This window comes from Streptomyces sp. SID5910 (assembly GCF_009862125.1).
Lineage (GTDB): Bacteria > Actinomycetota > Actinomycetes > Streptomycetales > Streptomycetaceae > Streptomyces.
Window position 1 is genome coordinate 1 of sequence record NZ_WWHX01000400.1, and the last position, 17,903, is coordinate 17,903.

The window sequence follows — 17,903 nt, forward strand, 5'->3', positions numbered from 1 at the left end:
CCCACCGCCGGCACCCTCCTCGGCTGGACCCTGACCGCCCTCGGCCTCGCGCTCGCCGGCCCCGGCCTCACCCACCTCTGCGGCCGTCTCCTCCAGGCCGCCCGCCCCGGCGCCCTGCGCCTGCTCGCCGGCCGCGTCCTCATGGAGGAGTCGAGCCGCATCGGCCGCCCCCTCGGCATCGTCTGCGCCGTGGCCTCCGCGGCCTACGCGGCGGTGACGCTGTACGGCGAGGACGGCCCCGCCGCCCACCCCCTGGGCACCCTCGGCGCCCTGGTCGTGGCCGGCGCCACGGTGGCCACCCTCCTCACCGCGGCCGTCGAGGCCAAGCACACCCGCACCGACACCACCTCCGCGCTGCTGCGCCTCGGCGCGCCCCGTTCGACGCTGCGCGCCGCCGCCGCCGTACGGGCCGCCGCACTGCTCGCCCTCTTCGGCCCGCTCACCCTGCTCGTCGCGGCCCTCGCCGCACTGCCCCTGGCCCGCTGAAGAACATCCCCCGAAGTTTCTTCCGGACCGCCGATGAGTTCCGCCCCGCCCTCCCGTCCAACCCTGCGAACGGCACGACACCAGCACGGCACCGACGGGAGAGGCCCCATGTACCAGCAGATGATCTTCGTGAACCTGGCGACGAACGACATCGACGCCTCGAAGAAGTTCTTCACGGAGCTCGGCTACACCATCAACGCGCAGTTCAGCGACGAGAGCACCGCCTCGGTCGTGATCAGCGACACGATCATCGTGATGCTCCTGTCCAAGGAGAAGTACGCCCAGTTCACGAAGAAGGAGATCGTGGACTCGACGAAGTCCAGCGAGGTACTCATCGCGCTGAGCGCGGAGAGCCGCGAGAAGGTCGACGAGCTGGTGGAGAAGGCGGTCGCCGCGGGCGGTTCGGTCTCCGGCGAGACCCAGGACCACGGCTTCATGTACGGCAGGGCCTTCGACGACCTCGACGGCCACACCTGGGAGGTCGCGTGGATGGACCCGGCGGCCATCGAGGGCTGACCGGGCCGCGGACCTAGCATGGGCGGGTGGATCCGACACCCGCCCGGCCCCAGGCCCACCCGCAGCCGCCCTCCCCGACCCCGTCCCCCTCCCAGGCGCAGTCCCACCACGCCTCGCACGACCGGGAGATAGAGACCCTCGCCGAGTTCGACGAGGTCGTCTCCGCACACGGCACCCTCGCCCACTACCGCGTCCAGGCCGTCGACCTGACGGCCCGTACGGACGCCCTCCTCTCCGCGGACCCCACGGGCGCCGTGTTCCTCGGCTGCCCGATGGCCCCCGAGGCGGCGGCCCGGGTGCGCGCCGCCGGGGCCCTGGTCTTCCCGCCGATACCGGGTCTGCCCTTCGACCCGTACCGCGGACACGTCTACTCCCCCGACGAGTTGTACGCCTCCCTCGACGGCGGCTACGAGGCGACACCCGACGCGCTCGCCTACGACTGGTTCCAGCGGACCAGGGCGGACGGGGACGTCTTCGCGTCCATGCTGCGCGCCGTCCACGACGACGCGGTCTCGGACGCGGTCGACGAACTCCTCGCCGGCGCACGGGTGGTGGGCGTCATGGGCGGCCACGCCATGGCCCGCGGCACCGGCGCCTACGCGGGCGCCGCGCGTCTGGGGCGCGAACTGGCCCGCGCCGGATTCACGGTGGCCACCGGCGGCGGACCCGGCGCGATGGAGGCCGCGAACCTCGGCGCCTACGCCGCCCCGTTCCGCGACGGCATGCTGGACGAGGCCCTGCTGCTCCTCGGAAAGGTCGCCTCGTTCACGCCGTCGGTCACCGACTGGGCGCGCTCCGCCTTCGAGGTGCGTGAGCGCTGGCCCGGCGGCGGTGCCTCGGTCGGCGTCCCGACCTGGTTCTACGGCCACGAGCCGCCGAACGCCTTCGCCGCGCACATCGCCAAGTACTTCGCCAACGCCACGCGGGAGGACGGCCTGTTGGCCCGCTCGACCGCGGGCGTGGTGTTCCTGCCGGGCGCCGCCGGCACCGTACAGGAGATCTTCGACAACGCGACGCCCAACTACTACGAGTCGCGGGGCGAGCCCACCCCCATGGTGCTCGTGGACCGGGAGCACTGGACGCGGACGCTGCCGGCCTGGCCGCTGCTGACGTCGCTGGCCGAGGGGCGGTCCATGCAGGCCCGGATCGCGCTGGTGGACCGGATCGAGGAGGCTCCCGAGGCGCTGAAACGTCTCGGCGGTTAATAAGAGAGCAAAGCCAACGCCCTTGACCGGCATATGCGTTGACACTTCTTATGGCCCGCTTATAGACCAGTGAGGCTCGTGGGTGTGCTGATGACGTCAGCACCCTCTTCACCCCCCGCATCCGCGCTTCCCGTAAAGGAAAAACGTGGCAGTCCTGTCCATACTCAGCCGCACGGCGTCCCGCCGTAGCGTCCGTGCCCTCGGCGTCGCCTCGGCAACGGCGGCCCTCGCGATCGGCGCCGCCGGCAACGCCGTCGCCTGCAACATCGGCGAGTTCTCCGCCGCCGCCAAGTGCGACGGCGACAAGGGAGTCATCACCGTCACCGACGTGGACCCCGCCGGCATCCCCGCCACCGTCACCGTGTACCTGGAGAACAACGGCGGCGACGCGCAGAAGATCGACGAGCAGGTGGTCAAGGGCTCGCGCGAGGGCAGCACCATCACCTTCGCCGCGGACTGGAAGCCGAACGCCGAGTACCGCATCCACGTCAAGGCCGGCGGCTACGTCGACGAGGACATCAAGCCGAACCTCGTCACCCCGGCGACCGCCTGCAAGACCGAGGACACGCCGTCCCCGACCCCCTCGCAGAGCTCGTCCGCCCCGGCCGAGGAGACGGAGACGCCGGCCCCGGCCCCGTCGACGTCGGCCCCCGCGCCCTCCCAGAGCGAGAGCACCGCCCCGGCGGCCGTGCCGAGCAGCGCCCCGTCCCCGGCGGCCGGTGAGTCCAACCTCGCCGAGACCGGTGCGAACTCCAACACCGGCATGATCGTCGGCATCGCGGCGGCCCTGGTCGTCGTCGGTGGCGGCGCGGTCTTCTTCGGCCTGCGCCGTCGCGGGGCGAACAGCAGCCGCTGACGTCCCGCAGATCTCGTACGAACGGTGGCCCGTCCCCGGCCGGGGGCGGGCCGTCGCCGTGTCAGCCGAACGACGCCCGCTCCAGCCAGAACTCCAGCAACTCCCGCTCGCCGAGCACCTCCAGGCCGGGGGCGTCCGGCGGCAGCCTGCGGTAGAAGGCGAGCAGGACGTCCGTCAGGGGCCCCCGGAGGGCGACGGTCGCCTTCTCGTGGCCGCGCCGCCAGGTGAGGCCGTCCTCGCCGAGTTCGATCAGCCATTCGGCGTTCAGTTCCGGAGCGGCGTCGGTGGCGTGCAGGTGGATGCTCCGGCCGGGTCCGCGCAGTTCGTTCGCCTCGGGGTCCGTGCCGGTCCGCTGCACGAACTCCACGATCTCCAGCCATTCGTCGATCGCGTCGGCGGCCACGTCCGGCGCGACCCCGTAGGGCTGTCCGGCGGTGAGTACCGCGTCCGCGCGGTGGACGGTGACCTCGTGCGTCATCCGGCGCGCCCAGAAGCCCGCGTCGTGCCGCTCGCCCCACGACCACACCTTCGCGTCCGGCCCGGCCTCGCGCAGCGCGCCGACGACCGCCTCGCCCGACTCGGCCAGCCAGGCGCCCAGCGCGGCGGCGTCGCCCCGGGCGCCGGGGCCGGCGATGCCCGGCACCTGCTCGTCGGGGATGTTCTCCTCGGCCCGGGTCCGCACCAGGAGGTCCACCCAGCGCAGGGCGCCTCCCGTGTGCCGGACCAGATCCTCCAGGGACCAGTCCGGGCAGGTCGGGACGGTGGCGGAGAGGTCGGTGCCGGAGGTCACCAGGTCCCTCAACTGCCCGACCTGGTGGGCGATCTCGTCGCAGTACCGCTCGTGTGCCAGTGACGTCATGGTCCGCATCGTAGAAGCGGGACGATCATCCGAGCACCACGATTTCCTCCCCGTCGAACTCCACCCCGACCGTGTCCCCGACCTCCGGGGCCGCCCGCAGCGCGCACGCCACCTCCAGGCGCGGCGCGCCCTGGGGCTGGAGGTGCACGGCGACGTGGGTGCCGCGGAAGGTGCGGGCGGCGACCGTGCAGCGCAGGCCGTCGTCGGCGGGGACGATCCGTACCCCGGCGGGCCGCACGAGCACCGTCCGGGCGCCCTGGGGCGAGTCCTCGGGGACCGGCACCTTGCCCCAGGGGGTCACGGCGACCTGCCCGGTGACGGTGGCCTCGGCCACGTTGTCGAAGCCGAGGAAGCGGGCCACGAAGGCGTCCGCCGGCCGCTGCCACACCTGGAGCGGCGTGCCCTCCTGGGCGATCCGCCCGTCCCGCATCACCACCACCCGGTCGGCGAGCGCGAAGGCCTCCGACTGGTCGTGCGTCACGGCGAGCACGGTGGTGCCGAGCAGGCCGAACAGCTCCCGCAGTTCCACCACCAGGCGCTCCCGCAGCGAGCGGTCGAGCTGGCCGAGCGGCTCGTCCAGCATCAGCAGCCGGGGCCGGGGCGCCAGCGCCCGGGCCAGCGCCACCCGCTGCTGCTCACCGCCGGAGAGCGCGGCGACGGAGCGGCGGGCGGCACCCGGCAGCCCGACCAGCTCCAGCAGTTCCCGCACGGCCTCCTGCTGCCGGGCCCGCGACGCGCCGCGCATCCGCGGCCCGAAGGCGATGTTCCCGGCCACGTCCCGCTGCGGGAACAGCTGGTGGTCCTGGAACATCAGCCCCACCCCGCGCTTGTGCGCGGGCACCCCGGACTGGTCGCGCCCGTCCAGCACCACGCGCCCGGCGTCGAGCCGCTGAAGGCCGGCGACCGCGCGCAGCAGCGTCGACTTGCCGCTGCCGCTGGGGCCCAGCACGCACACGACCTCGTGCTCGGCGACATCGAGGTCGACGGCGTCAAGCACGGGCTGCCGCCCGAAGAGGACGGTCGCGTCCCGCAGACTCAGCAGCATCGCTAGAACTCCCCGCTCCGGTCGGTCCGCAGCCGCTCCAGCACCACGAGGGCCACGGCGCACACCACCATCAGAATCGTCGACAGGGCCATCGCCTGCCCGTAGTTCATGTCCCCGGGCCGCCCCAGCAGCCGGGCCACGGCGACCGGCAGCGTCGGGTTGTCGGGCCGCGCGATGAACACGGTCGCCCCGAACTCGCCCAGCGACACGGCGAAGGCGAACCCGGCGGCGATCAGCAGCGCCCGCCGCACCATCGGCAGGTCGACCTCCCGCCACACCCGCCACGGCGACGCCCCGAGCACCGCCGCGGCCTCCCGCAGCCGTACGTCCACCGCCCGCAGCACCGGCAGCATGGTCCGTACGACGAAGGGGACGCCGACCAGCGCCTGGGCGAGCGGCACCAGGATCCAGGAGGACCTGAGGTCCAGCGGGGGTTCGTCCAGCGCGATCAGGAACCCGAAGCCGACCGTCACGGCGGACACCCCGAGCGGCAGCATCAGCAGCGCGTCGAAGCCGCGCACCAGGCGGCCCGCGTCGCGCCGGGTGAGCGCGGCCGCCGCCAGACCGCCGACGACCACGGCGACGGCGGTGGCGGCGAGGGCGTACTGGAGGGAGTTGCCGACCGCCTCGATGGGGGGGACGAGGAAGGTGCCGCCGTCCTCGCGGGTCAGCGCGCGGTAGTAGCCGAGGCCGCCGCCGAAGGACCGCTGGACCAGCACGGCGAGCGGCAGCACGACGAGGAGGGCGATGGTGACGAGCACGCCCGCGAGCAGCGCCCACTGCCCGGTCCCGCGCGGCCGGCGCGCGGTGCGGGAGGCGTCCACCAGTCTGAGGGCCGTCTCGCGCCGCCGTACCGTCCAGGCGTGCACGGCGAGGATGGCGCAGACCGCCGCGAACTGGATCAGCGTCAGCACGGCGGCCGTGGACAGGTCGAAGAGCTGCGAGGTCTGCCGGTAGATCTCCACCTCCAGGGTGGAGAAGGTGGGTCCCCCGAGGATCTGGACGACGCCGAAGGAGGTGAAGGTGAACAGGAACACCATCAGCGCGGCGGCGGCCACGGCGGGCCCGAGCGCCGGCAGGGTGACCCGCCGCCAGGCCCGCAGCGGAGACGCGCCGAGCATCCGCGCCGCCTCCTCCTGGCGCGGGTCGAGCTGCGCCCACAGCCCGCCGACGGTGCGGACGACGACGGCGTAGTTGAAGAAGACGTGCGCGAGCAGGATGGCCCACACGGTGGTGTCCAGCCGTACGCCCCACAGCTCGTCGAGCAGTCCGCCCCGGCCGACGAGCGCCAGGAACGCGGTGCCCACGACGACCGTCGGCAGCACGAACGGCACGGTCACCACGGCCCGCAGCAGCTGCTTGCCGGGGAAGTCGAGGCGGGCGAAGACGTACGCGCCGGGCAGGGCGATCAGCAGGGTGAGCGCGGTGGAGGCGAGCGCCTGCCAGGTGGTGAACCACAGCACGTGCCGGACGTCGGACTGGGCGAGGACGTCCCAGATCCGTCCGAACTGCCAGACCCCGTCGACCTCCAGTCCGCGCTCGACGATCGCGACGACGGGGTAGGCGAAGAAGACCGCGAAGAACGCGACGGGACCGGCCATCAGGGCCAGCCGCGCCGCGCCGCCGCGCCGCCGGGTGCCGGCGGAGCGGTCGGCCTTGGCCGCCTCCGTCACTTCAGGAGGAGCGAGGTCCACGACTTGACCCACTGGTCACGGTTGTCGGCGATCTTCTTCGGGTCGAGGGTCCCCGGGTTCTTCGCCTGCGGCCCGTACTTCACGAACTCCGGCGGCACCTGGGCGGCCTCGCGCACCGGGTAGACGAACATGTTCAGCGGCATGTCGTCCTGGAACTCCTTGCTGATCAGGAAGTCCAGCAGCGCCTTGCCGCCCTCGGTGTTCTTCGCGTTGCTCAGCAGACCCGCGTACTCGACCTGGCGGAAGCAGGTACCGGTGGCGACGCCGGTGGGCGCGGTGGCCGGCTTCGGGTCGGCGTAGATCACCTCGGCGGGCGGCGAGGAGGCGTAGGAGACGACGAGCGGACGGTCGCCCTTGGCCTTCTTGCCGCCGGAGGAGCCGGAGAACTCCTCGTTGTAGGCCTGCTCCCAGCTGTCGACGACCTTGACGCCGTTGGCCTTCAGCTTCTTCCAGTAGCCCTCCCAGCCGGCGTCGCCGTACTTGGCGGCGGTGCCCAGCAGGAAGCCGAGGCCGGGCGAGGAGCCGCCGGCGTCCTCGGTGACGAGGAGGTTCTTGTACTCCGGCTTGACGAGGTCGTCGAAGGAGTCGGGCGGGGTCAGCTTGTGCTTGCTGAAGTACGCCTTGTCGTAGTTGACGCAGATCTCGCCGGTGTCGATGGGCGTGACGCGGTGCTCGTCCTGGTCGACCCGGTACTGGGGCAGGATCATGTCGGAGCCCTTGGGCTCGTACGGCTGGAACAGCCCGTTGTCCAGCGCCCGCGACAGGAGCGTGTTGTCGACGCCGAAGAAGACGTCGCCCTGCGGGTTGTCCTTGGTGAGGACGGCCTTGTTGACGGCCTGACCGGCGTCGCCGTCCTCCAGGACCCTGACCTTGTAGCCGGAGCTCTTCTCGAAGTCCGCGATGACGCTCTTGGACGCGGCCCACGAGTCGTGGCTGACGAGGGTCACGGTCTTGGAACCGCCGGACCCCTGGTCGTCGCCGGACGACGACCCGCAGGCGGCCAGACCGCCGACGAGACCGAGCCCGACGGCCAGGGCACTGGCCTTCTTGGTGATGCTCACGGAATTCCTCCTGGGTTACCAGGAGAAGACGCGGCCCCGCCCGGGACCCCTGGCGAGGGACCCGGGCAGGGCGCAACAGCTCGAGTGATGACCGATCTCCCTACCCAGAATGACCTGGGCCAGGTTCGGAGGGTCTGCGGCCGGTGCCGCACTCTCAGCGCTGTGGCGCTCCCCTGTCGGAATATGAAGATGTACTGCCGTACGGATGTACGCCGGTCAGATTACCGCTCGCTCGCGGCGAGCTGACCACACGCCCCGTCGATCTCCTGTCCACGGGTGTCCCGGACGGTCACCGGCACACCGTGCGCCTCGATCGCCGCGACGAACGCCTTCTCGTCCTCGGGCCGCGAGGCGGTCCACTTCGAGCCCGGCGTCGGGTTGAGCGGGATGAGGTTGACGTGCACCGGCTTGCCCTTGAGCAGCCGCCCGAGCCGGTCGCCGCGCCACGCCTGGTCGTTGATGTCCCGGATCAGCGCGTACTCGATGGACAGCCGGCGCCCGGACTTCGCCGCGTACTCGAACCCGGCGTCCAGCACCTCACGCACCTTCCAGCGCGTGTTGACGGGGACGAGGGTGTCGCGCAGCTCGTCGTCGGGGGCGTGCAGGGAGATGGCGAGGCGGCACTTGAAGCCCTCGTCGGCGAACCGGTGGATCGCGGGCACGAGACCGACGGTCGACACGGTGATGCCGCGCTGGGACAGCCCCAGCCCGTCGGGCTCGGGGTCGGTGAGCCGGCGGATGGCCCCCACGACCCGGTTGTAGTTGGCGAGCGGCTCGCCCATCCCCATGAAGACGATGTTGCTCAGCCGCGCCGGACCACCGGGGACCTCCCCGTCCCTGAGCGCCCGCATGCCGTCCACGATCTGGTGCACGATCTCGGCGGTGGACAGATTCCGGTCGAGCCCGGCCTGTCCGGTGGCGCAGAAGGGGCAGTTCATGCCGCAGCCGGCCTGGGAGCTGATGCACATGGTCACCCGGTCCGGGTAGCGCATGAGCACGGACTCGACGAGCGTCCCGTCGAACATCTTCCACAGCGTCTTGCGGGTGGTGCCCTGGTTGGTCGACAGATGCCGGACGACCGACATCAGCTCGGGCAGCAGCGCCTCCCGCAGCCCCTCGCGGGAGCCGGCGGGGATGTCGGTCCACTGCTCGGGGTCGTGCGCGTACCGCGCGAAGTAGTGCTGCGAGAGCTGCTTCGCACGGAACGGCTTCTCACCGATCGCGGCGACGGCCTCCTTGCGCTCGGCAGGCGTGAGATCGGCGAGATGCCGCGGCGGCTTCTTGACTCCGCGCGGGGCGACGAATGTGAGTTCTCCGGGCTTAGGCATGACCTTCCCAGTGTCGCAGATCCACTCGGGTGCCCCGGCCGCCCTCAGAACAGGCCCGCGACCAGGGCGACGACGGTGCTGGCGTACTGCTTCGTGCGGTGCCACGGTCCGCAGTAGCGGCGCACTCTGCGCCGGCCCTTCTGGTCGAGCAGGGCGTCACACCACACACACGGCAGGTCGCCGTGGTACCTGCCGTCGTCTCCCCGCCTCGCCTGCGCCATGGCGCGACCTTAGACGATCACTGGGCGCCGCATAAGAGAACGGCCCCCGCCCCGTTCGGGCGGAGGCCGTTCACCAAGACTGCGACGCTCAGCCCGACCCGACAAAGACGACCAACAACAGCCACACCACCGGGGCCGTCGGCAGGAGGGAGTCCAAACGGTCCATGCTGTATCGACTTGCGGCTACCGCTGCATGGCGCCGTGGCCTGCACTCACCCCGAGCCGACGAAGACGACCAACAACAGCCACACCACCGGAGCCGTCGGCAGGAGGGAGTCCAGGCGGTCCATGATGCCGCCGTGGCCCGGCAGCAGGGTGCCCATGTCCTTGATGCCGAGGTCCCGCTTGATCATGGACTCGCCGAGGTCGCCCAGCGTGGCGCTGACCGCGACGGCGAGGCCGAGCAGCAGGCCCTGCCACCAGGTGCCGCCGTCGATCAGGAACTGCATGCACAGCGCGCCCGCCACCATCGCGAACGCGACCGCTCCGAGCAGGCCCTCGCGGGTCTTGCCGGGGCTGATGCGCGGGGCCAGCTTGGTCTTGCCGAAGCGCCAGCCGACCGCGTACGCCCCGGTGTCGCTGACGACGGTCAGCAGCAGGAAGGTCAGGACGCGCCACGGGCCGTCGTCGGCCATCAGCATCATGGCGACGAACGTGGCCAGGAACGGCACGTAGAAGGCTGCGAACAGGCCCGCCGTGACGTCCTTGAGGTAGCCCTCGGGCGGCTCGGTCATCCGCCACACCAGGACCGCCAGCGCCGTGAGCGCCATGGCCACCCACGCGCCCTCGGCGCCGCGCACGTACCCGGCGACCACCATCGCCGCGCCGCCGATCGCGAGCGGCACGAGCGGCGCCTTGATGCCCTTGCGCTCCTGGAGCCGTGTGGTCAGCTCCCACAGGCCCACCACGACGGCCACCGCGATGACACCGACGAAGACGGCCTTGACGAAGAACAGCGACGCGATGATCACCACGCCGAGGCCGACACCGACCCCTATCGCGGAACCCAGGTCGCGCCCCGCGCTCTTCTTCTGCGGCTGCGGCTGCGGCTGCGGCTGCGCCGGCTGCTGGGCGTCGGGCATGGGCTCCGGATTCTGCGGCACCGCCGCATACGGCTGTGCCGACGGGGTCTCGCCGCGGTACGTGTCGTCGCGGAACGGCTCGTCTCGGAACGCCTCGTCCCGGAACAAGGGGCCGCTCGGCCGAGCGGCCCCCCGGTCGTCGTCCTGGGCTCCGCCGTGTTCGGGTACGTCGGGCACGATCGGCATGGGGCGAGTCTGCTGCGCGCTGTGCGCATCGTACGCGGGACCCGCCGGAGCAGCCCTCTGGAGGGGCCCCTGGTCGGACGGCCCCCAGTACCCGGCTTGTGGCGGCGCTCCCCAGGAAGAGTCGTTCATCAGACCTCGAGCAGTTCGGCTTCCTTGTGCTTCAGGAGCTCGTCCACCTGGGCGACGTACTTCGCGGTGGTGTCGTCGAGCTCCTTCTCCGCACGGCGGCCCTCGTCCTCGCCGACCTCGCCGTCCTTGATCAGCTTGTCGATGGCGTCCTTGGCTTTGCGGCGCACGGAGCGGATGGACACCTTGGCGTCCTCGCCCTTGCCCTTGGCGACCTTGATGTACTCGCGGCGGCGCTCCTCGGTGAGCTCGGGGAACACCACCCGGATGATGTTGCCGTCGTTGCTCGGGTTGACGCCCAGGTCGGAGTCCCGGATCGCCTGCTCGATGTTGCGCAGGGCGCTCTTGTCGAACGGCGTCACCACGGCCATGCGCGGCTCGGGCACGGAGAACGAGGCCAGCTGGTTGATCGGCGTCGGCGCGCCGTAGTAGTCGGCCACGATCTTGTTGAACATCGCCGGGTGCGCACGGCCGGTGCGGATCGCGGCGAAGTCCTCCTTGGCGACCACGACGGCCTTCTCCATCTTCTCCTCGGCCTCGAGGAGGGTCTCTTCGATCACCACTTGCTCCTGCGTGTCTTGAGTAGGCCCGGCTGCGGTCCTGTCGGAGCTGCGGCCGGCTGCGTCGCGTCTTCTTCCTGCACGGTTCCCGACCGGTGGGACATTGTCCATCCCCCGGCCCGGCCCCGTCCCGTCCGTCCCCCGGACAGGTGGCGTCCGCGGACAGGGGGTGGTTCTCCGGTCAGTCCCGGCTGTCGTGGTCACCCACGAGCGTGCCGATCTTCTCACCCTTGACGGCGCGGGCGATATTGCCCTCCTTCAGAAGCTCGAAGACGACGATCGGGAGGCTGTTGTCGCGGCAGAGCGTGACGGCGGTGGCGTCGGCGACCTTCAGGTCGCGGGTGATGACCTCGCCGTATCCGAGCGCGTCGAACTTCACGGCGTCCGGGTTGGTCTTCGGGTCGGAGTCGTAGACCCCGTCCACGCCGTTCTTGCCCATGAGCAGGGCCTCGGCGTCGATCTCGAGGGCGCGCTGGGCGGCGGTGGTGTCGGTGGAGAAGTACGGCATGCCCATGCCGGCGCCGAAGATGACCACGCGGCCCTTCTCCAGGTGGCGCACGGCGCGCAGCGGGATGTACGGCTCGGCGACCTGGCCCATGGTGATGGCGGTCTGCACGCGGCAGTCGACGCCCTCCTTCTCCAGGAAGTCCTGGAGGGCCAGGCAGTTCATCACGGTACCGAGCATGCCCATGTAGTCGGAGCGGGCGCGGTCCATGCCGCGCACCTGGAGCTCGGCGCCCCGGAAGAAGTTGCCGCCGCCGATGACGACGGCGATCTGCGCGCCGTCGCGGACGACGGCCGCGATCTCGCGGGCGATGGCGTGCACCACGTCGGGGTCGACGCCCAGGCCCCCACCGCCGGAGAAGGCCTCCCCGGACAGCTTCAGCATGAAGCGGCCGCGTACTTTGTCGTCGTCGCTCTTCTCGGCCTTGGTGGTGGTCATGGAGATCTCGCCTCTTTTACGTGGGTCACACACACGAAGAAGGCCATTGCCGGCGGGGGCGGGTTTCGCATCCCATACGCGGCAATGGCCTCCTCGTCAGATCTGCTGTCGTCCGCCGCCACGCGCAGGTGCACAGCGGCAGACGGCAACGGCGCGGACGACTGCTGCCGACCCTACCGGGGTCGTGCGTCCGTCGCGGTACGGACTCAGATGCCGACCTTGATGCGCGAGAAGCGCTTCAGGGTGACACCGGCCTCGTCCAGCACCTTCTGGACGGACTTCTTGTTGTCCAGGGCGTAGGGCTGGCCGAGCAGCGTGGCGTCCTTGAAGAAGCCGTTGAGGCGACCCTCGACGATCTTCGGCAGGGCGGCCTCGGGCTTGCCCTCGGCGCGGGTGGTCTCCTCGGCGACGCGGCGCTCGGACTCGACGACCTCGGCCGGGACGTCCTCCTTGGAGAGGTACTTCGGCGCGAAGGCGGCGATGTGCTGGGCGACGCCCTTGGCGATCTCGGCGTTCGGCTTGTCCAGCTCGACGAGGACACCGATCTGCGGCGGCAGGTCGGGCATCGTGCGGTGCATGTACGCGGTCACGAAGCCGCCGGAGAACTGCGCGAAGCGGTCCAGGACGATCTTCTCGCCGAGGTTGGCGTTGGCCTCGTCCACGTACGCCTGGACGGTCTTGCCGGGCTCGATCTCGGAGGCGAGCAGGGCCTCCAGGTCGGCCGGGGCGGCCTTGGCGACGTGCTCGGCGATGGTCTTGGCGACGTTCTGGAACTTCTCGCCCTTGGCGACGAAGTCCGTCTCGCACTTCAGCTCGACCAGGACACCGGAGGTGTTGTCGTCGGAGATGATCGAGACGACGGCACCGTTCTCGGCAGAGCGGCCCTCGCGCTTGGCGACGCCCTTCTGGCCCTTGATGCGGAGCGCCTCGACGGCCTTCTCGACGTTGCCCTCGGCCTCGTCCAGCGCCTTCTTGCAGTCCATCATGCCGGCGCCGGTGAGCTCACGAAGCTTCTTGACGTCGGCGGCGGTGTAGTTCGCCATGAGTCTGTGAGTCTTTCTGGAAGTCTTGAAAGATCGGAGATCCGCACGGGCCCGCGATCGGCGTGGCCGGATCGCGGGCGTCATGTCGGCCTACGGGTGAGCGGCGGGGGCGGGGTTCATGCCGCCCCCGCCGTCAGCACCGTGGGTCAGGCCTGCTCGCCCTCGGCCACCTCGGTGGCGGGCGCCTCGGTGGCGGCCACCTCGGTGGCGGCCTCCTCGACGGCCTCGGAGACCTTGGCGTCGGGGGCGGGGGTCTCGGCGGCGGCCTCGACGGCCTCGTCCTTCTTCTCACCCTCGAGCAGGTCGCGCTCCCAGGCGGCCAGCGGCTCGCCGGCGGCCTTGTCGCCCTTGCCCTCGGTGGCGACACCGGAGCGGGCGATGAGGCCCTCGGCGACGGCGTCGGCGATCACGCGGGTGAGCAGGGTGACGGAGCGGATCGCGTCGTCGTTGCCCGGGATCTTGTAGTCGACCTCGTCGGGGTCGCAGTTGGTGTCGAGGATGGCGACGACCGGGATGTTGAGCTTCCGGGCCTCGCCGACCGCGATGTGCTCCTTCTTGGTGTCCACGATCCAGACGGCGCTGGGCACCTTGGACATCTCGCGGATACCGCCGAGGGTCTTCTCCAGCTTGGCCTTCTCGCGGGAGAGGACCAGCAGCTCCTTCTTGGTGAGGCCGGAGGCGGCCACGTCCTCGAAGTCGATCTGCTCGAGCTCCTTCAGGCGCTGGAGGCGCTTGTAGACGGTCGAGAAGTTGGTGAGCATGCCGCCCAGCCAGCGCTGGTTGACGTAGGGCATGCCGACGCGGGTGGCCTGCTCGGCGATGGCCTCCTGCGCCTGCTTCTTCGTGCCGACGAACATGACCGTGCCGCCGTGGGCGACGGTCTCCTTGACGAACTCGTAGGCGCGGTCGATGTACGACAGCGACTGGAGCAGGTCGATGATGTAGATGCCGTTGCGCTCCGTGAAGATGAAGCGCTTCATCTTCGGGTTCCAACGACGGGTCTGGTGACCGAAGTGGACGCCGCTCTCCAGCAGCTCCCGCATCGTGACGACGGCCATGGCCGTATCTCCTTGAGTTTCTCGGTTGTGCCGCGCGAGCCGGACGGCTCCCGCGCCTGACGCCCGGATGCGCCTGCCACAAGGGACCGAGGGGCGCTGACACGGACCTTTGCGGGCCTCGTGTCGGGGCGTGCGAAGTCGACCCGGTCACCCGGATCGCCATCAGAAGTGTACGGGACCGGAGGGGCGCCGGGTGACGCAGCTGTCCACAACCGGCGAGTGGTCCACAGGCCCGGGCGGCGGCCGGCTCCGGTGCGGGACGGTTCTCGCATGCGAGCGAGGCGATGTGCGGGTGTGTGTACGTGGGTGGCGATGCTGCTGGCCGTCATGGCGCCGGGGCCGCCGCGACCGGAAGGGCCGGCGCCGCGGGTGACGCCGGTGGTGCCGGCCTCGCCGGTGGCGGTCGCCGTTGCGGGGCCGCGGCAGGAGCCGGATCCGGTGGTGCCGGCCGTGGCCCGGTGCTGGCCGGTCGGCGTCCGGCCGGCGGTCGTGCGGGGCTGGGAGCCTCCGTCGACGCCGTACGGCCCGGGGCACCGCGGGGTGGACCTCGCCGCGCCGGCCGGGACCGCCGTGCGGGCGGTGGCCGCGGGGAGGGTCTCCTTCGCGGGACGGGTCGCGGGCAGAGGCGTCGTCTCGCTGGAACTGACGGGGACGGGCGACCCGCCGCTGCGGACGACGTACGAGCCGGTGCGGGCGTCGGTCCGCGAGGGCGACGAGGTCGCTGCGGGCGAGGTGCTGGGTGCGGTGGAGCCGACGGGCTCCCACTGCTCGGCCTGCCTGCACTGGGGTGTGCTGAGAGGAGACGTCTATCTGAACCCGCTCGCGCTGCTCCCGCCGTGGCTGCTGAGCGCGGGCCCGTCGAGACTGCTGCCGGTGCTGGGCGTGCCACTCCCTACGGGGCCGCGGCCGTAGGCGCCCCGACCGGGGTGAGAGCGCCGGGTGGCTGACGCGCACCGGAGGACCGCGACGCCCCCGGAGGGCTCAGCCCCGGACGCCTCGCAGCGCCATGGAGACGGCCGCCTCCGTGATCACCGCCGGCTCCTCGGCCGCCCCGAGCTCGATCCGGCGCACGGCCGCGTCCACGACCCCCTGGAGCAGCATCGCCGCGAGCCGCGGCTGCTCGTGCCCCATCTCGCCCAGCGCCTCGACGATCATCGCGACCAGGCCGCCGTGCGCCGCCCGGATCTTCTCCCGGGCGCCGGCGTCCAGTTCGCTCGCGGAGATGGCCACCACGGCCCGGTGCCGCCGGTCACCGACCAGGTCGAGCTGCCGGCGCACATACGCCTCGACCCGGCCCTCGGGCGTCGCCGCGCGCTCCATCGCCGCCTCGACCTCCGCTGCCCAGACGGGGAAGTCGACGGCGCACAGCTCCTCGACGACCGCGGCACGCGACCGGAAGTACTCGTAGACGGACGAACGGGCGAGGCCCGTCCGCTCCGCGAGGGCGGGGAAGGTCAGCGCCTCCGTCCCGCCGTCGGACAGCAGGGAGCGTGCCGCGTCCAGCAGGGCGGCACGCTGCATCGACCGGTGCTCGGCCACGGAGGCCGCTCGAATCCTTGGCACGTCACCACTTTACGGAGGCGTGCCGCCGTACGGGAGTCACCCACCCGGGTCCGTGGGCGCCGCCAAGGCCGTGGGCGCGACCGACCGGGGTGCGTACGGCCAGGTCAGCGGCCGAATGCCGCCAGCTTCGCGCGCAGTTGCAGGACGGACTTGGTGTGGATCTGGCTGACCCGGCTCTCGGTCACTCCCAGCACGTTGCCGATCTCGGCGAGGGTGAGGCCCTCGTAGTAGTACAGGGTGACGACGGTCTTCTCGCGTTCCGGCAGCGTGTTGATCGCCCGCGCCAGGAAGCGCCGCAGTTCACGGTCCTCGGCGACCTCCACCGGGTTGTCGGCGGCGGTGTCCTCCAGGGTGTCCATGAGGCTGAGCCGGTCCCCGCCCTCGCCGCCGGCGTGCAGCAGCTCCTCCAGGGCCACGACGTTGGCGAGCGACAGCTGGCTGAAGACCGCGTGGAGGTCCTCCACGGCGATGCCCATCTCGCCGGCCACCTCCCCCTCCGACGGGGTCCGTCGCAGCCGCGCCTCCAACGTGGCGTAGGCCCGCTCCACGCTCCGCGCCTTCTGCCGCACGGACCGCGGGATCCAGTCCAGCGCCCGCAGCTCGTCGATCATCGCGCCCCGGATCCGGGTGATCGCGTAGGTCTCGAACTTGATCTCCCGGTCGACGTCGAACTTCTCGATCGCGTCGATCAGCCCGAACACCCCGGAGGAGACGAAGTCCGCCTGCTCGACGTTGGGCGGGAGCCCCACGCTCACCCGGCCCGCCACGTACTTCACCAGGGGCGAGTAGTGCAGGATCAGCTGTTCCCGGAGCCGCCCGTCCCCCGTCGCCTTGTACGACCGCCACAGCTCGTCGAGCGTCGAGGGGGCGGGGGGTCGCACGCTGCCACCGTCGCGGGCGGCTGGGGGGAGCGCCGCCCGGTCGGACCCGGAGGTGTGCTGGGGCATTCGTCGCCTTGTGCCGTTCTGCCGTGATGTGGTGTGCCCGGGGTGAGGCCGCCGGTCATGCTGTCTGGTTGTCGCCTGTGTCGCCTGTCTGCGTGGGGGTCCTCGTGAGCGTAGCGTGACTGGACTGTCGCGGTGTGCGAAGAACGGCCGGGGGGTCGTGCGCAGATACGTTCCGCTGACCGCCCGCCAGGGGGGATGGCGATCGCTCAGCGTGATCACCCGGATCGCCCAACTGCGGGAAACCCCAAGGGCGTCGGGCTTCCCCCGGACGGCCGAACACGCTCGGTCAGCACGGGCTCCGGCCACCGCGGACCGAGATCAGCGCCTGGCGTGTCAACTTCCAGCCGTCGCCGTGTCGTTCGACGTAACCGAGTGCTCGAAGCTCGTACAGTCTCGCGACCGCGTCGTCCTGCGTGGTCTGTGCGCGGAGCGCGACGTCGGCCGCCGTTGCCGTGCCGCGCGCCGGGAGCCCTGCCAGCACCTGTCGGGTCCGGGGTTCCAGCAGGTCGGTGGGGAGCACCGGGCCTCGCCGGTCCGGGGCCAGTTCACCTATGTCGCCGACGAGTTCGACGACGTCCGCGGCGTCGGTGACCAGTACGGCGTCGCCGCGCAGCAGTTCGTGCACTCCCGCGGACAGTCCGCTGGTGGCGGGGCCGGGCACTCCCATGGTGTGCCGGCCCAGGCGCTGTGCCGCCCGTGCGGTGACCAGCGAGCCGCTGCGGAGGGCGGCCTCGACGACGACGGTGCCCCGGGTGAGCGCGGCGATCACACGGTTGCGCAGGATGAATCGGCTCGGTGTCGGATGATCGCCCGGCGGCAGTTCCCCGACGACCAGTCCCTGCTCGGCGATCCTGGTGATCAGCCCGGTGTGCCCGGGCGGGTAGGGCCGGTCGACTCCGCAGGCGAGGACGGCCGCGGTGGCGCCGCCCGCGCCGAGGGCGCCCCGGTGCGCGGCGCCGTCGACGCCGTAGGCTCCGCCGGACACCACGACCCAGCCGCGTTCGGCGAGGCCGGCGGCGAGGGTGGCCGCCATGTGGGCGCCGTACTCGGTGCAGGCGCGGGCGCCCACGACCGCCACCGACCGCAGCGCCCACATGCGCAGGCTGGGCCGGCCGCGCACCCAC

Annotated in this window: 18 protein-coding genes, 1 pseudogene and 1 riboswitch; of the genes and pseudogenes, 5 read left to right on the plus strand and 14 right to left on the minus strand. The window is 71.6% G+C overall.

The features are described from left to right. From GTW67_RS14280 to GTW67_RS14295, 4 genes and pseudogenes are all read left to right on the plus strand, one after another. A pseudogene (locus tag GTW67_RS14280) lies at positions 1 to 486 on the plus strand (hypothetical protein); the annotation flags it as partial. Positions 487 to 594: 108 nt separating this feature from the next. Next, positions 595 to 1,002 (plus strand): VOC family protein, encoded by a 408-nt coding sequence (locus GTW67_RS14285; protein WP_161165193.1) that lies wholly within the window; start codon positions 595 to 597, stop codon positions 1,000 to 1,002. Between the two features lie 128 nt (positions 1,003 to 1,130). After that, positions 1,131 to 2,207, plus strand: coding sequence for an LOG family protein (locus tag GTW67_RS14290; RefSeq protein ID WP_346010655.1), 1,077 nt, complete (start codon positions 1,131 to 1,133; stop codon positions 2,205 to 2,207). Between the two features lie 145 nt (positions 2,208 to 2,352). Further along, positions 2,353 to 3,063: an LAETG motif-containing sortase-dependent surface protein gene (locus GTW67_RS14295; RefSeq protein ID WP_161165195.1), complete on the plus strand. Its 711-nt coding sequence runs from the start codon at positions 2,353 to 2,355 to the stop codon at positions 3,061 to 3,063. A gap of 61 nt (positions 3,064 to 3,124) precedes the next feature. Here the strand turns inward: GTW67_RS14295 and GTW67_RS14300 are convergent, their stop codons facing one another. The 11 genes from GTW67_RS14300 to rpsB all read right to left on the minus strand — a co-directional run bounded on the left by GTW67_RS14300 (position 3,125) and on the right by rpsB (position 14,269). After that, positions 3,125 to 3,922: a maleylpyruvate isomerase family mycothiol-dependent enzyme gene (locus GTW67_RS14300; protein ID WP_161165196.1), complete on the minus strand. Its 798-nt coding sequence runs from the start codon at positions 3,920 to 3,922 to the stop codon at positions 3,125 to 3,127. Between the two features lie 25 nt (positions 3,923 to 3,947). Continuing rightward, positions 3,948 to 4,967 carry an ABC transporter ATP-binding protein gene (locus GTW67_RS14305; protein ID WP_161165197.1) on the minus strand — a complete coding sequence of 340 codons (1,020 nt, stop codon included), beginning with the start codon at positions 4,965 to 4,967 and terminating at the stop codon, positions 3,948 to 3,950. 2 nt (positions 4,968 to 4,969) lie between these two features. Continuing rightward, the gene (locus GTW67_RS14310; protein WP_161165207.1) at positions 4,970 to 6,568 is read right to left on the minus strand and encodes an ABC transporter permease; all 1,599 of its coding nucleotides are present in this window, start codon (positions 6,566 to 6,568) and stop codon (positions 4,970 to 4,972) included. A gap of 68 nt (positions 6,569 to 6,636) precedes the next feature. Next, on the minus strand, positions 6,637 to 7,722 hold the full coding sequence (locus GTW67_RS14315; RefSeq protein ID WP_161165198.1) for a thiamine ABC transporter substrate-binding protein: 1,086 nt from the start codon (positions 7,720 to 7,722) through the stop codon (positions 6,637 to 6,639). Positions 7,723 to 7,801: 79 nt separating this feature from the next. After that, positions 7,802 to 7,907, minus strand: a riboswitch (TPP riboswitch). 36 nt (positions 7,908 to 7,943) lie between these two features. Next, positions 7,944 to 9,050, minus strand: a complete 1,107-nt coding sequence (rlmN, locus tag GTW67_RS14320) for a dual-specificity RNA methyltransferase RlmN (protein WP_161165199.1) — start codon at positions 9,048 to 9,050, stop codon at positions 7,944 to 7,946. A 44-nt stretch (positions 9,051 to 9,094) separates the two neighbouring features. Beyond that, positions 9,095 to 9,271, minus strand: coding sequence for a hypothetical protein (locus GTW67_RS14325; RefSeq protein ID WP_161165200.1), 177 nt, complete (start codon positions 9,269 to 9,271; stop codon positions 9,095 to 9,097). Positions 9,272 to 9,483: 212 nt separating this feature from the next. Further along, positions 9,484 to 10,539, minus strand: a complete 1,056-nt coding sequence (locus GTW67_RS14330; RefSeq protein ID WP_524539781.1) for a phosphatidate cytidylyltransferase — start codon at positions 10,537 to 10,539, stop codon at positions 9,484 to 9,486. Between the two features lie 128 nt (positions 10,540 to 10,667). Further along, positions 10,668 to 11,225, minus strand: coding sequence for a ribosome recycling factor (gene frr, locus GTW67_RS14335; protein ID WP_014675285.1), 558 nt, complete (start codon positions 11,223 to 11,225; stop codon positions 10,668 to 10,670). A 181-nt stretch (positions 11,226 to 11,406) separates the two neighbouring features. Then, positions 11,407 to 12,168 carry a UMP kinase gene (gene pyrH / locus GTW67_RS14340; RefSeq protein WP_161165201.1) on the minus strand — a complete coding sequence of 254 codons (762 nt, stop codon included), beginning with the start codon at positions 12,166 to 12,168 and terminating at the stop codon, positions 11,407 to 11,409. Between the two features lie 206 nt (positions 12,169 to 12,374). Further along, positions 12,375 to 13,211 (minus strand): translation elongation factor Ts, encoded by an 837-nt coding sequence (gene tsf, locus GTW67_RS14345; RefSeq protein ID WP_161165202.1) that lies wholly within the window; start codon positions 13,209 to 13,211, stop codon positions 12,375 to 12,377. 146 nt (positions 13,212 to 13,357) lie between these two features. Beyond that, complete coding sequence (rpsB, locus tag GTW67_RS14350; protein WP_161165203.1) at positions 13,358 to 14,269, minus strand: 30S ribosomal protein S2; 912 nt, start codon at positions 14,267 to 14,269, stop codon at positions 13,358 to 13,360. Positions 14,270 to 14,539: 270 nt separating this feature from the next. Here rpsB and GTW67_RS14355 point away from each other — a divergent pair, with 270 nt between their 5' ends. Beyond that, positions 14,540 to 15,181, plus strand: coding sequence for a murein hydrolase activator EnvC family protein (locus GTW67_RS14355; RefSeq protein WP_202437218.1), 642 nt, complete (start codon positions 14,540 to 14,542; stop codon positions 15,179 to 15,181). 69 nt (positions 15,182 to 15,250) lie between these two features. Here GTW67_RS14355 and GTW67_RS14360 read toward each other — a convergent pair whose 3' ends face one another. The 3 genes from GTW67_RS14360 to GTW67_RS14370 all read right to left on the minus strand — a co-directional run. After that, positions 15,251 to 15,808 (minus strand): TetR family transcriptional regulator, encoded by a 558-nt coding sequence (locus GTW67_RS14360; protein WP_161165209.1) that lies wholly within the window; start codon positions 15,806 to 15,808, stop codon positions 15,251 to 15,253. A 128-nt stretch (positions 15,809 to 15,936) separates the two neighbouring features. Beyond that, a complete protein-coding gene (whiG, locus tag GTW67_RS14365) occupies positions 15,937 to 16,779 on the minus strand; it encodes an RNA polymerase sigma factor WhiG (protein ID WP_161165205.1) in 843 nt (280 codons plus the stop codon). Positions 16,780 to 17,065: 286 nt separating this feature from the next. Then, on the minus strand, positions 17,066 to 17,903 hold an 838-nt coding region (locus GTW67_RS14370), incomplete at its 5' end, for a DNA-processing protein DprA (RefSeq protein ID WP_161165206.1).